This is a genomic window from Pigmentiphaga sp. GD03639 (assembly GCF_029845405.1).
In the GTDB taxonomy this organism is placed as follows: domain Bacteria; phylum Pseudomonadota; class Gammaproteobacteria; order Burkholderiales; family Burkholderiaceae_B; genus Pigmentiphaga; species Pigmentiphaga daeguensis.
Window position 1 is genome coordinate 79,574 of the sequence record NZ_JAOCLR010000004.1, and the last position, 14,448, is coordinate 94,021.

The 14,448-nt window shown below is 69.1% G+C and carries 17 protein-coding genes; 3 read left to right on the plus strand and 14 right to left on the minus strand.

The features are described from left to right. Positions 1 to 35 precede the first annotated feature (35 nt). On the minus strand, positions 36 to 830 hold the full coding sequence (locus N5K27_RS05770) for an MqnA/MqnD/SBP family protein (RefSeq protein WP_087839191.1): 795 nt from the start codon (positions 828 to 830) through the stop codon (positions 36 to 38). Further along, a complete protein-coding gene (locus N5K27_RS05775) occupies positions 808 to 1,668 on the minus strand; it encodes a TauD/TfdA family dioxygenase (RefSeq protein WP_279815176.1) in 861 nt (286 codons plus the stop codon). The genes N5K27_RS05770 and N5K27_RS05775 overlap by 23 nt, the downstream gene beginning before the upstream one ends. A 107-nt stretch (positions 1,669 to 1,775) precedes the next feature. Between N5K27_RS05775 and N5K27_RS05780 the strand changes: the two genes are divergently transcribed. Both N5K27_RS05780 and N5K27_RS05785 read left to right on the plus strand, forming a co-directional pair. Continuing rightward, positions 1,776 to 2,702, plus strand: coding sequence for a LysR family transcriptional regulator (locus N5K27_RS05780; protein ID WP_279815178.1), 927 nt, complete (start codon positions 1,776 to 1,778; stop codon positions 2,700 to 2,702). Between the two features lie 11 nt (positions 2,703 to 2,713). After that, on the plus strand, positions 2,714 to 2,902 hold the full coding sequence (locus N5K27_RS05785) for a hypothetical protein (protein ID WP_087839227.1): 189 nt from the start codon (positions 2,714 to 2,716) through the stop codon (positions 2,900 to 2,902). A 2-nt stretch (positions 2,903 to 2,904) separates the two neighbouring features. Here the strand turns inward: N5K27_RS05785 and N5K27_RS05790 are convergent, their stop codons facing one another. From N5K27_RS05790 to wrbA, 3 genes are read right to left on the minus strand one after another with little or no spacing between them, the layout of a single operon-like run. Continuing rightward, complete coding sequence (locus N5K27_RS05790; protein WP_087839194.1) at positions 2,905 to 4,305, minus strand: FAD-binding oxidoreductase; 1,401 nt, start codon at positions 4,303 to 4,305, stop codon at positions 2,905 to 2,907. A 22-nt stretch (positions 4,306 to 4,327) separates the two neighbouring features. Next, entirely contained in the window at positions 4,328 to 4,732 is a 405-nt protein-coding gene (locus tag N5K27_RS05795) for a DUF2069 domain-containing protein (RefSeq protein WP_087839195.1), read from the minus strand. Then, on the minus strand, positions 4,729 to 5,340 hold the full coding sequence (wrbA, locus tag N5K27_RS05800) for an NAD(P)H:quinone oxidoreductase (RefSeq protein ID WP_087839196.1): 612 nt from the start codon (positions 5,338 to 5,340) through the stop codon (positions 4,729 to 4,731). Before wrbA ends, N5K27_RS05795 begins: the two co-directional genes overlap by 4 nt. Positions 5,341 to 5,361: 21 nt before the next feature. Here wrbA and N5K27_RS05805 point away from each other — a divergent pair, with 21 nt between their 5' ends. After that, positions 5,362 to 6,813 (plus strand): YihY family inner membrane protein, encoded by a 1,452-nt coding sequence (locus N5K27_RS05805; protein ID WP_087839197.1) that lies wholly within the window; start codon positions 5,362 to 5,364, stop codon positions 6,811 to 6,813. A 28-nt stretch (positions 6,814 to 6,841) separates the two neighbouring features. On the opposite strand, the gene N5K27_RS05810 is transcribed toward N5K27_RS05805, so the two are convergent. From N5K27_RS05810 to N5K27_RS05850, 9 genes are all read right to left on the minus strand, one after another. Next, complete coding sequence (locus N5K27_RS05810) at positions 6,842 to 7,690, minus strand: hypothetical protein (RefSeq protein ID WP_087839198.1); 849 nt, start codon at positions 7,688 to 7,690, stop codon at positions 6,842 to 6,844. A 13-nt stretch (positions 7,691 to 7,703) separates the two neighbouring features. Continuing rightward, positions 7,704 to 7,967: a hypothetical protein gene (locus tag N5K27_RS05815; protein ID WP_279815182.1), complete on the minus strand. Its 264-nt coding sequence runs from the start codon at positions 7,965 to 7,967 to the stop codon at positions 7,704 to 7,706. A 77-nt stretch (positions 7,968 to 8,044) separates the two neighbouring features. Continuing rightward, positions 8,045 to 8,764, minus strand: a complete 720-nt coding sequence (locus N5K27_RS05820; protein ID WP_087839200.1) for an ABC transporter ATP-binding protein — start codon at positions 8,762 to 8,764, stop codon at positions 8,045 to 8,047. Further along, entirely contained in the window at positions 8,761 to 9,519 is a 759-nt protein-coding gene (locus N5K27_RS05825; protein WP_279815184.1) for an ABC transporter ATP-binding protein, read from the minus strand. Before N5K27_RS05825 ends, N5K27_RS05820 begins: the two co-directional genes overlap by 4 nt. Further along, entirely contained in the window at positions 9,516 to 10,502 is a 987-nt protein-coding gene (locus N5K27_RS05830) for a branched-chain amino acid ABC transporter permease (RefSeq protein WP_087839202.1), read from the minus strand. The genes N5K27_RS05825 and N5K27_RS05830 overlap by 4 nt, the downstream gene beginning before the upstream one ends. Then, positions 10,499 to 11,377 carry a branched-chain amino acid ABC transporter permease gene (locus N5K27_RS05835; protein ID WP_165963299.1) on the minus strand — a complete coding sequence of 293 codons (879 nt, stop codon included), beginning with the start codon at positions 11,375 to 11,377 and terminating at the stop codon, positions 10,499 to 10,501. The genes N5K27_RS05830 and N5K27_RS05835 overlap by 4 nt, the downstream gene beginning before the upstream one ends. Positions 11,378 to 11,394: 17 nt before the next feature. Next, the gene (locus N5K27_RS05840; RefSeq protein ID WP_279815185.1) at positions 11,395 to 12,558 is read right to left on the minus strand and encodes an ABC transporter substrate-binding protein; all 1,164 of its coding nucleotides are present in this window, start codon (positions 12,556 to 12,558) and stop codon (positions 11,395 to 11,397) included. A 20-nt stretch (positions 12,559 to 12,578) separates the two neighbouring features. Further along, on the minus strand, positions 12,579 to 13,442 hold the full coding sequence (locus tag N5K27_RS05845) for an alpha/beta hydrolase (protein ID WP_087839204.1): 864 nt from the start codon (positions 13,440 to 13,442) through the stop codon (positions 12,579 to 12,581). After that, the gene (locus N5K27_RS05850; protein ID WP_279815186.1) at positions 13,439 to 14,431 is read right to left on the minus strand and encodes an MqnA/MqnD/SBP family protein; all 993 of its coding nucleotides are present in this window, start codon (positions 14,429 to 14,431) and stop codon (positions 13,439 to 13,441) included. Before N5K27_RS05850 ends, N5K27_RS05845 begins: the two co-directional genes overlap by 4 nt. Positions 14,432 to 14,448: the final 17 nt, after the last annotated feature.

Here is a 14,448-nt window from a genome sequence, read left to right on the forward strand (position 1 = left end):
CCTGTTTTTGGATGGATGAAGGACGGGCGGGGATCTCAGGTTTCCAGGGCCACGGCGGGGGGCAGGACCTGGGCCATGCGGCGTATGCCCGCTTCGGCGGCCTCGCCCAGTTCGAACTCGAAATTGCCGAGCAGCGCGCGCAGCGCCGCGGGGGCCGAGGCCACGCCGTGGCGCGCGCAATGGCGTTCGATGGCCAGGTCCGGTTGGCTGGCATATCGGGACAAGGAGGCCGCCAGGCCGGCGCGCAGCGGTTCCAGCGCGTCGTCCGCCAGGTCCCGGCGGCGTACCCACACCGCCGAGACCACCGGGGTGCCTTGCCACTCCCACCATTCCCGCCCGAGGTCGTGGACGTGTGGGAAACGTCCCCGCGCCGCTTCCTCGACAGCCTGGTCCTGGATCAGCAATCGGGGCATGGATGGGTCGGCGGGCAGACCGCGCCGCCAGCGGCCGATGCGCAGCCCGTACTTGTCGGCCAGGATGGCATGCAGCACCCGCAGCGACGTGGCGGTCTCGTCGCAGATCGCGATGTCCGCGCCGTCCAGCTCATGGATGGGGCGCGGCGAGAACAGCAGCACGCTGCCCGCGCGCTCGCGGTAGGCCAGGCCCAGCCCGCCCAGGCGCGGCCATTGGTCGCCGCGCGCCAGCCAGTCCACGGTGGCCATGGGCGTGGCGTCCAGCAGGCCGGCATCCGCCATGGCCAGGACCGTGCTGGAGACGCACGGAACGCGCCGGACGGGCCAGTCCTCGCTACCGACGTAGAACGGGATCCAGGGCACCGACTGGAAATGCCCGACGCGCAGGCCGGCCTCACGCATAGTGGACGTAGGCATAGCCGCGATGCATCAGCCGCTGGCCGCCCTGATAGTCCGCGGGCGAGGCCGAGTGCAGCGAGGCGCGGTTGTCCCAGAAGACCAGGTCGCCGATCTGCCATTTGTGGCGGTAGACCGCCTCGGGGCGGGTCGCGTGGGCGACCAGTTCGGCGGACAGCCGCTGCGCTTCCTCGTCGGAATAGCCGCTGATGCCCCGGACCAGGGTCGGGCTGATGAAATACAGCGGGCGGCCGGTTACCGGATGGCGCTGCACCAGGTCGTGTTCCCGGTCGGGCCACTTGGCGCGGTCGGCTGCCGACAGGGGCCGGGCCGAGCCGGGGTTGCGGGCCAAGAGATAGTCGTTGTGCTGGTTGAAGTTGTGGACCACGGTCCTGCCGTCGATGCGGGCCTTCAGGTCCGCCGGCAGCGTGTCGTAGGCCCTGCCCATGCTGGCGAACAGGGTGTCGCCGCCGATTTGCGGCGTCATCACGCAGTACAGCATCGTGACCCCGTCGACGTGCTGGTCGCTGGCCGTGTCGCTGTGCCACAGGTTGCCGTAGCGGTCCAGGAAGGCCGACGGCGTGCCGTCGGGATGCCGGGTGTTGCCCACGCGGCCGATCTCGGGCGTGCCCGGCACGTGGAACTCCTTGCGCTGCGAGATCTTGGGCGTGCCGAAGCGGCGCAGCAGCCCGGCCTGCGCGGGCGCGGCCAGCGATTGCCCGCGCACGACGACGACGGAATGGCGGTGATAAGCGTCCAGCAGCGACTGGAACTGCTCGTCGTCCAGGGGTTGGCTGAGGTCGCAACCCAGGACTTCCACTCCCACGTCGGGGTGGAGGGGGCGCAAGGCAAGCGGCATGGCGGGGTCTCCGGAAAAGTTCTTGACGTGCCGCCACCTTAATCCTCATTCTATTTCTATAGAATCCACCAAAAAGCGCGATCATTGTTCGCGAAAACAGAGAGGTCATGGACACCATCGTCAATTTCCGGACCTTCATCGCCGTGGCGCAGGCCGGCAGCTTCTCCAAGGCGGCGCGCCAGTTGGGCATCGCCGCCTCCGTGGTGACCAAGCGCATCGACCAGCTCGAATGGCGCGCCCGAACCCGGTTGTTCGAGCGCAGCACCCGCCGCCTGGCCCTGACCGACGAAGGCCAGCGCCTGCTACCCGTGGCCCGGCGTATCGTTCACGACGTCGAGGACGCGTTCGGCAGCGCGCTGGGCCATGCGCACGAACTGGAGGGCCACCTGCGCATCAAGGTGCCGACGTCGTTGACCGCCACGTGCCTGGGCGATGCGCTGGGGCGTTTCCTGGAGGTCCATCCCAAGCTCAGCATGGACGTGGTGGTGATCGACCGGCCCGTGAACCCTATCCAGGAAGGCTTCGACATCGTGGTCGGCATGCTGCCGGCCTCGTACGACGGCGTGCTCGAGGCCGGACTGTGCCCGCTGCCGCGCATGGCGGTGGCGGCGCCGTCCTATCTGGCCGCGCGCGGCCGTCCCGCCCATCCCACGGATCTGGCGCGGCACGCACTATTGAATTTCCAGCCCACGGGGCCGGTCTGGACTTTCCAGGGGGCGAACGGGCCGATCGCGGTCGAGGTGACGCCGCGCCTGAGCACCAACGACGGACACGTGTTGCTCAATTCGGTGCTGCGGGGCAATGGCATCACGATCCTGTCGGCCTACATCGTCGACGGCGCGCTGGGCCGGGGCGAACTGGTCCGGGTGCTGGAGGACTTCGCCATTCCCGAATACTGGATCCGGGCCCTGGTGCCCCACAGCCGCGCCCACCTGGGCCGGGTGCAGGCCCTGCTGTCCTGGCTCAGGAATGAATTCACGCCGCTGCCGCCCTGGGCGCGGCACGAAAGTTGCGGCTTGCCGGCCTTCTCGTGAAGGAGTTCGCCATGCCGAATCATCCCGCTTCCCCGCCCAGTCCCCGCCAGGCGGACGACCAGCCGCGCGAGCAGCAGCGCAGCCATGGCGATACGCAGAATCGCACCAAGAAGGACGGGCATACCGACCAGATCGGGACCGGCGGCAACCAGACCTCGCAGCGCCAGCGCGGCGGCGGCGCCAGGCGCACCGGGCCGTAGGCTTAGGGCAGGACCTTGCCCGGGTTCATCAGGCCGTCGGGATCCAGCGCCTGCTTGATCCGGCGCATCAGGTCCAGGGCCACCGCGCTCTTGTAGCGGGCCAGTTCGCCGCGCTTGAGCTGGCCGATGCCGTGTTCCGCGCTGATCGACCCGCCGTGCGCGTGCACGCTGTCGTGCACCAGGCGATAGATCTCGTCCTGGCGCAGCAGGAAGTCGGGCTCGGCCATGGCGGGCGGCCGGCTGACGTTGTAGTGCAGGTTGCCGTCGCCCAGGTGACCGAAGGTGATGTGGCGCACGCCGGGGATGGCCGCCTGCAGCAGCGCGTCGGTCGCGGCCACGAAGGCGGGGATGCGAGAGGCCGGGACCGAGATGTCGTGCTTGATGTTCTTGCCCTCCCAGGACTGGGCGGCCGAGATGCTTTCGCGCAGGTGCCACAGCGCACGGCTTTGCGCGAGGCTGGCCGCAACCGCGGCGTCCTGGGCCAGGCCCTGCTCCAGCGCCCGCTGCAGGACCGCGTGAAAGCGTTCCTGGGCGTGTTCGGCGCTTTCGCTGTCGGATACCTCTAGCAGCGCGTACCAGGGCGTGGGGCCCAGCGGCAGTTTCTGGTCGGGGAAGGCGCGCGTCACCACGTCCAGGCTGGCATGCGACATGACTTCGAAGCCGGTCAGCGCCGCGCCGAATCCCGAGCGGGCCAGGGCCAGCAGCGCGACCGCGGTTTCCAGCGAGGGCAGGGCGACCAGGGCCGTGCATTGCGCCACGGGCAGGGGATAGAGCCGCAGGGTGGCGGCGGTGATGATGCCGAGCGTGCCTTCGCTGCCTATGTACAGGTCGCGCAGGTCGTAGCCGGTGTTGTCCTTGCGCAGGCCGCGCAGGCCGTCCCAGATCTCGCCCTGGGCGGTGACCACTTCCAGCCCCAGGGCCAGTTCGCGTGCGTTGCCGTAGCGCAGGACCTGGGTGCCGCCGGCATTGGTGGCCAGGTTGCCTCCCACCGTGCAGCTGCCTTCCGAGGCCAGGCTGAGCGGGTAGAGACGGCCGGCCTCGCGCGCCCAGTCCTGTACCGCCTGGAGCACGCAGCCGGCTTCGACGGTGATGGTGTCGTCGTCGATGTCGAGGGCGCGCAGCCGGTCCAGGCGCCGCGTCGACACGACCACCGCGCGGCCTCCGGCGTCGGGCGTGGCGCCACCCGCCAGACCGGTGTTGCCGCCTTGAGGGACGATGGGAACAGCGTGGCGGCGGCACAGGCGCACGACGCGCGCGACCTCGTCGGTCGTGCCGGGGCGGACGACCGCCAGCGCGGCGCCGGTATAGCGGCCGCGCCAGTCGGTCAGGAAGGGCGCGGCGTCCGGCCCGGTCAAGACCTGGCCGGCCCCCAGCAGGTTCGTGAGCTCGGTCAGCAGGTCCATGCCGGTGTCTCCTTGGCGGCGGTCAGCCCGCCTGTTTGTCCGCCGCCTTGGCGGCCTTGCGGGCGGCCTGCGCGGCGCGCTTGGCCGGGCGCACGTACAGGATGGCGCACCAGAAGAAGACCGTGGTCAGCGCGACCTCGGCCCAGGCCACGTGCGCGGACGGAGCTGGATCGGTGGTCGCGCGCACCACGCCTTCCATGAAATACAGCAGGATCAGCATCGATGCCCATTGGTAGGTGTACAGGTTGCCGCGCAGCACGCCGCGCAGCGGCAGCAGCAGCGGCAATGCCTTGAGCGCCAGCAGCGAGCCGGGCCGCAGGGGCGCCAGCACGGTTTCCCAGGCGATGCACAGCACGATCAGGGCCAGCAGCGAGATCGAGGCGACCAGGCGCAGCCGCGGGTTGAGGTCGACGGAGGGAGCGTTCATCGGGTGCGGGCCTGCCGGCCGGTGTGGAGTTCGAGGGCGGTGCGGGCCAGGCGCGTGCCCAGGGCTTCGGCCAGTTGGGTTTCGTCGCGCTGCATGGGCAGGCTGTTGTCGACCCCGGCCACGTGCGAGGCGCCATAGGGCGAGCCGCCATGGCGCGTGGCCATCAGCGCGGGCTCGGTGAAGGGCAGGCCCACCAGCAGCATGCCGTGATGAAGCAGCGGCAGCATCATGCTGAGCAGCGTGCTTTCCTGGCCGCCGTGCATGGAGCCGGTGGACGTGAAGACCGCTGCCGGCTTGCCCGCCAGGCTTCCCGCCAGCCACTGCTGGGTGGTATGGTCGATGAAGTGCTTCATGGGCGCGGCCATGTTGCCGAAGCGGGTGGGCGATCCCAGCGCCAGGCCCGCGCATTCTTCCAGGTCCGCCGGTTCGACGTAGGGAGGACCGCTGTCGGGAATGGCGGGGGCCGTGGCCTCGCACACGGCCGAGACCGGCGGAACCGTGCGCAGCCGTGCCCGCGCGCCGGGTACGCGTTCCACGCCCAGCGCGATGTGCTCGGCCAACTGGCGTGTCGCGCCGTGCCGGCTGTAGTACAAGATCAGAATATCCATAGGTCCGTATTATCTCTCGACATGGTCCAGAAAGCTCCCGCGCCCGCTACTTCTTCCACGCCGCCACCGCCTTCGGGCGCCGCTTCCATCCAGGCGCGCGCGATCGCGCTGCGCCGCAGCCTGCTCGCCAACGAATCCTGGCCCGTGCGCGTGGGGCGGCTCCTGCGGTTCGCATTGCAGCGCGCGGCCGACGAGCGCATCACCCAGGTCGCCTCCAGCCTGACCTTCACCTCGGTGCTGTCGATGGTGCCGCTGCTGGCGGTGGCGCTGGCCCTGTTTACCGCGTTTCCGCTGTTCCGCGAGTTCCAGGGCGCGCTGGAGGCGTTCCTGATCAGCAACCTGATGCCGCCGGCGGTGGCGGACAACATCATGGAATACCTGAACCAGTTCGCGCAGAAGGCGAGCCGGCTGACCGCCGTGGGCGGCATCTTCCTGATGATCACGGCCGTCTCGCTGATGCTGACCATCGACAAGGCGCTGAACGAGATCTGGCACGTGCGCAAGGGCAGGCCGCTGCCGCAGCGGGTGCTGATCTACTGGGCCACGCTCACGCTGGGGCCGGTGCTGATCGGCGCCAGCCTGTGGGCCACGTCCTTCCTGGCGCGCGAATCCATGGGCCTGGTGGGCGACGTGCCGGCGCCCATCGGCGTGCTGCTGTCCTTCATTCCGCTGATATTGACGGGCCTGGCCTTCGGCGCGCTGTTCATGGTGGTGCCCAACCGGCACGTCGAGGCACGCGACGCGATGACGGGCGGTTTCGCGGCGGCCATCGTGCTGGAAATCATGAAGTCCGGCTTCGCGTTCTACCTGACGCGCTTTCCCACCTACACCGTGCTGTACGGCGCCTTCGCCACGCTGCCTATCTTCCTGATGTGGATCTACCTGTCGTGGCTGGTGACCTTGTTCGGCGCCACGCTGGCGGCCAGCCTGCCGCTGATCCGGATGGGACGCTGGGAGACCGTCCGGCGCCCGGGGCGGCCGTTCGTGGATGCCTTGTCCATCCTGCGCGCGTTGTCCTCGGTGCGCGACCGCAATCCACCGGGCCTGAGCACCTTGGCGCTGCGCAGCAGGCTGAACCTGCATCACGACGAATTGATGGTGGTGCTCGACACCTTGTCCAGCATCGGCTACATCGCCCGCATCGGCGATGCCGGCGCCGCCCGCGAACGCTGGGCCATGGTCTGCGATCCCACCGTGGCCACCCTGGCGCCCGTGGTGGACCGGCTGCTGCTGGACCGGGCGCCGCTGGCCGACGACCCGATGTTGCTGCACGCGGTGAACGCCGCCTGGGAAAGCGGCTCGGTCACCATCGCCGAGGCCCTGAAACAGCGCCCCGAGGATGTCGAGGCGGAACTGGCCCTGGATCGAGAGCTGGAACTGGAGCCGGACCGGGAGGAACAGGAAGCCGAGGCCGGCGAAGAGGCGGCCGAGGGCGTCCAGGAGGAGCGGCTGCGCCGCCTGCGCGCGTCCTGACCCGGTGCGGCCTGCGCCCGCCGCGCCGTCATTCCAGCCGCCAGTACACGCCGCCCATGCCGCAGCGCATGGGTACCGACGGCACGTAGAACACCGTTTCCGCCCGGGCGTTGCCGCATACCGCGGCCGCGCCCATGGCGACCACCCAGGCCAGCAGTTCCCCCGCGCCGCCATCCCCGCCCGTCAGCAGTTTCTCGAAGGTCAGCTCGCGCTTGACCCGGTCGGCGTTGCCTTCCTCCATCAGCGCCAGGAACCAGCGGTCGAATTCCTCGTGCACCGTGAAGTAGTCCTTGCCGCCGGGATCGTGCGAGAGACCGCCCGTGCCCATGATCACCACTCGTTCGTCGGACGGGAAGGCCTGGACGATGCGCGCGATGGTTTCGCCCACGGCATAGCAGTGCGCCGCGGTCGGCACCGGCGGCACGATGGGGTTCATGTGGATGGGGACGAAACGCACGTCGTAGCGCGGGAACAGGAACTTGAGCGGCACCGACCAGTTGTCGTCGAACAACAGTTTGTCGGCGAACGCGTGGTTGATGCCCGCCTTGGCCGATTCGCGCACCAGTGCGCGGCCCAGGTCGCGGTGGCCGCGCACCGTGTAGTCCGGTACGTTCAGCCAGTCGCGGAACCAGGGCGCGGGGCCGGCCCATTGTTCGCCTATGCCCACGCAGAAGTCGGGAATGTTGTCGAGCGAGAAATTCAACAGGTGGTCGTTGGCGATGCCTATGACCACGTCGGGCCGCACTTCGTCCATCAGTTTCTGGAACTGCGCGTAGCCGGCCAGGACGCCGTCCTGCTCGTGCTGGGGCGCCTTGTCTATCCAGCCGGTGACGCCGGGGGCGTGGGCCACGCCCAGGGTTGCGACGATCTTTGCCATGTTCTTCTCCGGATCAGTCCTGCGACGCGATGCCCATCTTCTCGGCGTACAGGCGCGCCGCGTCGCTGTCGTTGTGGTTGCGCGAGCCGCCCTTGAAAAGCCGCGATATCTGCGGCAGGAAATAGGGATGCACGCCCATGGCGCCCAGCGCCTCGATGTCCATGTCGCGCCAGGCGCGCTTTTCTTCTTCCGAAAGGGCGTATGCGGTCATGGATGCCTCGATGTCCTGCTTGAACGCGAGGTATTTCTGCTCGTCGCGCCGCAGTTCGAACACCATTGCGGTTCGATGGCAGGGTCTTGTCGGTGTCTCGGATTCCCATGTCGGCTCCTTGTTCGTTGGAAACGATAAGTCGTTCATTCGGCCGCGGCAACGTTGAGCCAGCGGTCGAGCGTCTCGGGCGATGCCCGCAGCGCCGCGCTCGAGGACTGATGCACGATGCGGCCGCGGTCCAGGATGATGGCGGTCGAGGCCATGGCCAGGGCGATGACCGGATGCTGCTCGACCACGATCGTGGTCATGCCTTCCTGCGTGTGCAGCGCGATGATGGCGGCGCCAAGCTCCTCGACGACGATGGGCGCCAGGCCCTCCATGGGTTCGTCCAGCAGGAGCAGGCGCGGGTTGGTCATGAGCGCGCGGCCCACGGCCAGCATCTGTTGTTCTCCGCCGGACAGCTCGTTGCCCAGGTTGGCGCGCCGCTCGCGCAGCCGCGGGAACAGGCCGTAGACCCGGTCCAGCGTCCATGGGCCGCGGCATGCGACCACGGTCAGGTTCTCCTCGACGGTCAGCGACGCGAACACCTCGCGCTCCTGCGGCACCCAGCCCAGGCCGGCGCGAGACCGCTGGCAGGCGTCCAGCCTGGCGATGTCGCGGCCCTGCCAGAGAATGCGCCCGCCCGTCAGGCGCGTGTTGCCCATCAGGGTTTCGAGCAGGGTGGTCTTGCCCACGCCATTGCGTCCGAGCACCGCCAGGCTGTCGCCGGCGCCCAGGCAGAACGAGAGATCGTCCAGCACCATCGCGTCGCCGTAGCCGGCGCGCACGTGCTCCAGTTGCAGCAGGCTGTCCGTCGCATTCATGCGGATGCCGCCTCCAGGGGGGCCGCCTGGCCGAGATAGGCCTCGCGCACGCGGGGGTCGCGGGCGATGTCGCCGGGTAGCCCGGTGGCGATGAGGCGGCCGGCGACGAGCACCGAAATGCGCTGCGCGAAGCGGAAGACGAGGTTCATGTCGTGTTCGATCAGAAGGATGGCGATGTCCTGGGGCAGTCGATCCAGGACCGCGAAGACATGGCGGCTGTCGGCCGCCGAGACGCCGGCAGCCGGTTCGTCCAGCAGCAGCACCTTGGGCTTGCGCGCCAGCGCGAGCGCGATTTCCACCAGCCGCTGCCTGCCGTAGGCGAGCTGCCGGGCAGGCCGGTGCGCGTCCTGCGCCAGGCCGATGCGCTCGAGCAGTTCCCAGGCCTCGCCGGCCGCCGGCTCATGCCGGCGCAGCGACCCGAACAGCGAGCGGACGGCTCCGGTGCGCGCCAGCACGACCAGCGTGACCGCCTCCAGCACGGTCATGTCCAGGAACAGCGTATTGATCTGGAAGGTGCGCACCAGCCCCAGGTCCACCCGTTTGTCGGGCGGCGCCGCGGTCACGTCCGCGCCGTCCAGCAGGACGCGGCCCGAGGTCGGGCGCAGCATGCCGGTCAGCAGGTTGATGAAGGTCGTCTTGCCCGCGCCGTTCGGGCCGATCAGCGCATGCCGGTCGCCGGGAGCGAGCGACAGGTTCACATGGTCGGTCGCCACCAGCGCGCCGAAGCGCTTGCACAGGTCGACGGTCTGTATCATTGTTGCGCCTCCTTGTGCGCCAGGCGCCGGGCCAGCCGCGCGGCGGTGCCCATGATGCCGCCGCGGGCAAAGAAGATGGTGAGCACCAGCAGCAGGCCCAGCCAGAAATGCCAGTAGGCGGGGCTGATGCCGGACAGCAGGTCGCGGCCCACGACGAATACCAGCGCGCCGATGAAGCCGCCGTACAGGTAGCCCACGCCGCCCAGCGCGGCGATGATCAGGATGTCGGCCGACCGCCCGAAACCGAGCGCGTCGATGGTGATGAACTGCGTGATCTGCGTCGTCAGCGCGCCCGCGACGCCCGCCACCGCCGCCGAGGCGACGTAGGAGATCGCCAGGGTGCGGCCGTCGTCGATGCCCACGGCCAGCGCGCGCCGGCGGTTCATGCGCGTGGCATGCAGGGACAGGCCATAGGGCGAATTGACCAGCCTGCGCACGAGGTAGAGCGTGACGAAGGCTACGATGGCCGCGTATGCGTAGGCGGTCGATCCCATGAGGTCGAACGGGAAGAGGCCGAGCAGCGGCGCGAACTCGATGCCTTGCAGGCCATCGATGCCGCCGGTGATCGCGGTGGCCTTGTTGGCGGCCTCGTACAGCACGAGGCCGATGGCCAGCGTCACCATGAGCCGGCTCAGGTCGGTGCCCCGCACGACCAGCCGGCTGCCGAGCGCGCCCGCGCATGCCGTGACGGCGGCGGCGATGGCCAGCGCCGAGACCGGTTCGTGCCAGCCGTACTTGCCGAGCCAGCCGGCGGTGAACGCGCCCACGCCGAAGAACGCGGCATGTCCCAGGGTGACGATGCCCGCGTAGCCCAGCAGCATGTCGAGCGACAGCGCGAAGATGCCGGTTACCAGTACTTGCGCGCCCAGGCTGCGGTGATCGGGAAAGACGAAGAAGGCCGCGACGACGAGCGTCCAGAACACGAGCTCGGGCACGCGCCAGCGCGAGCGGTCCAGCAGGGGGCGCAGCGGGCTGCCGTTCATGCGGCCCTCCTGCGCGCGAAGAGGCTGTAGAGGCCTTGCGGCCGGTACAGCAGGACCAGCGCCATGAGCACGTAGATCATGAAGGCCCCGAACTCGGGGACGTAGTATTTGCTGCCGATGTCGCAGATGCCCAGCAGCATGGCGGCGAAGAAGGTGCCGTTGACCGAGCCGGCGCCGCCCAGCACCACCACGAGCAGGCACAGCACCAGCGTGCGCGTGGCGAAGGCCGGATCCAGGCCCAGCACCTCGGCCCCGAGCGCGCCGCCCAGCGCCGCAAGCCCGCTGCCGATCGCGAAGGCGATCATGAATACACGCTTGACCGGTATGCCCATCGCGGCCGCGATGCGCTGGTTGTCGACCGAGGCGCGGATCATCGCGCCCAGGCGGGTCGAGTCGAGTCCCCAGTTCAGCAGGGCGAGCAGGGCCAGGCCCGTGCCGAGCAGCATCAGCCGGTACTTGGAGACGCTGAGATCGCCCAGGTACCAGCGGCCGTCCAGGTACTCGGGCACCCGCACCGCCTGTTGCGACGGCCCCCAGAAATAGTGGACGATGCCGCCGGCCATCAGCATCAGGCCGAAGGTCAGGAGGCTCTGGTCGAGCGCCGTGGCGCGATAAAAGGGCGCATAGACCACGCGTTCCAGCACCAGGCTGGCCAGGGCGATCGCCGCCACGACCACCGCCACCGACGCGAAGAACGGCCAGGCCAACTGGTTGACCAGCGTGACGAGGAAATAGCCGCCGAACATGGCGACGGCGGTGTGCGCGAGGTTGACGAAACCCATCAACCCCAGCGTGATGGACAATCCGAGCGCGATCACGAACAGCATGGCGCCGTACGACGTTCCATCGATGATCACGCCGACGAAGTCGGTCAGCATGCGGACTCCTTTGGCTAGCGGGCCTTGACGGCCTCGATCTTGTCGAACTCGACGTTGTAGAGCTCGCCTCCGACCTTCTGGACTTTGCGGATGTAGATGTCTTGCACGATGTCGCGCGTGGCGGGGTCGATCGAGATCGGGCCGCGCGGGCTGTCGAGCTTGAGCCCTTTCATCGCGGCGATGAGCTTGTCGCCGTCGGTATCGCCGCCGGTTTTCTTGACCGCGGCGTAGATGACGGCCATGGCGTCATAGGCGCCCACTCCGATGAAGTTGGGCCGCTTGCGTCCCTGATCCTGGACCGCCTTGACGAAGGCGCGGTTCAGGTCGGAGTCGTGCGCGGCCGAGTAGTGGTGGGCGGTGACGGTATCCAGCGCGACGTCGCCGATGGCCGGCAGCGAGTCGTCGTCGACCAGGTCGCCCGTGCCGATCAGGCGAATGCCCGCTTGCTTGAAACCGCGTTCGTTGTACGCCTTCATGAAGGCGATGGCGGCTTCGCTGCCCGGCACGAACACGAAGATGGCGTCGGCGCGCGCGTCGCGGGCCCGTTGCAGGAAGGGCGCGAATTCCATGCTGCTGACGGGCATGCGTATTTCGCCCGCCATCTGGCCGCCGGCGGCGGTGAACGCATCCTTGAAGGCCTGCGCGGCGTCGTGCCCGGGGCCGTAGTCGGACACCAGCGAGAATACGCGCTTGATGCCGTTCCTGGCCGCCCAGGTGGCCATGGGCGCCGACGTCTGTCCGAGCGTGAATGCGGTGCGCACGATATAGGGGGATTTCTCGGTGACGATGGCCGTGGCCGCGAGCGCGATCATCGGCGTCTTGGCCGCGGTGGCGATGGGCGCGGCGGCCAGCGCGTTGGGGGTGAAGTTGAAGCCCACCAGCGCGTCGACCTTGTCGCGGGTGACCAGTTCCTGCGCGTAGCGGCGCGCGTTCTCGGGCGAGATGCCGCCGGTGTCGCGCAGGATGAGCTCGACCTTGCGGCCGGCCACGGTGTCGCCGTTGAGCTTCATGTAGGCGCGCATCGCGCTTTCGATGGACTGCCCGGCGGAGGCATAGGTGCCGGAGAACTCGGTGACGACGCCGATCTTCAAGGGCTTGTCGGCGGCATGCGCAGGGCCGTGCGCGGCCGCGGCGGCCAGGGCGCATGATGCGAGGCAAGAGCGAAGACGCAGTTTCATGATTCGGGCTACTCCTTTATTCAGGTGTGGGCGCGGGAAGCGGCGCCGCGGTTGCGAAGGCCGATCTGTTCGAACATCGCCGCCAGCAGCGGGCCGTCGGGCCGGTTGAGCTCGTCGATGATGGAAAAATGGTCATGGCCCGGCATGGGCATGAAGCGCGAGGGGTAGCCCGCGGCGGCCCATGCCCGCGCATAGCCGGCGGACTGCTCGACGAATTCGGGCAACTCCTTTTCCCCCACGGCGCAGACCAGGGGACAGGCCACGCGAGGCAGGTGCAGGAGAGGGCTGTTGCGCGCGGCGCTTTCCGCATCCAGGCGCAACCACTCGTTCATCAGCGATCGGGCCATGGGCCGCATGTCGAAGATCCCGCTCACCGTCGTGATGCCCTTGACGAGGTCGGCCGGCAGGCCGTGTGCCGCCCAGTCGGTGGCCGCCGCCATGCCGGCCAGATGGCCGCCCGCGGAGTTGCCGCAAAGGAAGATGCGGCCGGGATCGCCGCCGAAGGAGGCCGCGTGGCGATGGACCCAGGCCACGCCCTTGCGTACCGCCGCGACCATGTCGTCCACGCTCGCGGCGGGCGCCAGGGGATATTCCATGGAGACCCAGATGGCGCCCGCAGGCCCGAAGGTATCGGCGGGAAAGCCGCGGTCCGATTTGCTCGATCCCTTCCAGGCGCCGCCGTGCAGGTAGATCACCACGGGCGCGTGGGGAGCGTCCGCCAGATAGACGTCCAGCGTGTGCGCGGCTCCTTCGCCGTAGGCAAGGTCGAGCCGGGTCGGCCGTCGCTCGCGCGTGAGCCGGCTGGCTTCGGCGTAGCGCTGCAGGTGGGTGCGGAAATCGGGGACCGTGGCCTCGATGTCGTAGAGTGCGGGGCGTTCGTTCATGCGGATCTCGTGGTGACGCGGTTCGAAGAAAAATTCGCGGGGGCGAGCCAATCGCCGGGGCTGTGCAGCCGGGCGGACAAGCCCTGCTGGAAGTGGTAGCGCGCGAAGGCCTGCAGCACCTCCCGGTTGGCATCCAGGCCGTACGGCCAGTAGTCCTCGCCCATCAGGTCCACCGTGCGCTGGTATTCCGCCACGACCCAGGGCAGGGTGGCGGCCAGCTGGCAGACGTCCCGGAGGTCCTGGAGCGCCATGCGCCGGGCGGCCTCGAAGCCTTGGCAGATCGCCTGGGCCAGCCAGGGATGGCGCTCGTGCAGGTCGCGCCGCAGTCCCAGCACATGCATGATGGGAAAGAAGCCGGTGCGCCGGTAGTAGTCCTGCTCGACCCGTTGATGATCGGGGAACAACCGGGCCACGTCGTCCTGCCCGGGGCCGAAGCAGGACGGCACTTTGGCGCCGACGACCGCGTCGATCTCTCCACGGGCCAGCATGCCGGACAAGTCCTGGTCCGGCAGGGCCAGGATGGAGACGCCCGGGACGGCGGTGGCTGTGGCCGGCCCCGGTTCGCCCGCTTCCTTGGCGGCCTCCATCCACTGCATCTCGTGGGGCTGGACGCCGTGGTCGTGGGCCAGGAAAGCCCGGATCCAGACGTTGGCCGTCGTCTTGTAGTCCGGCGTTCCGATGGTCCTGCCGCGCAGGTCGGCCGGCGAGCGGATGCCGCGGCCCGCATGGACATAGATGCCGCTGTGGCGAAAGGCGCGCGAGGGAAAGACCGGCAGCGCGACATAGGCCGGGTTCCCGGCATCCAGCGAGCGCAGGTAGCCGCTCAAGGACAGCTCGGTCAGGTCGAACTCGGCCGCCTTCGCGCGCGCGAAGGCGGCCTCGGGGTGCAGCGTCGTCGCCCGCAGTTCGACGCCTTCGATGGCGACCCGCCCGTCGATCAGCGGCCGCGTCCGGTCATAGGCGGCGCAGGCAAGCGTCAGCGTCAGCATGGTCGGAGCCTGCCCGG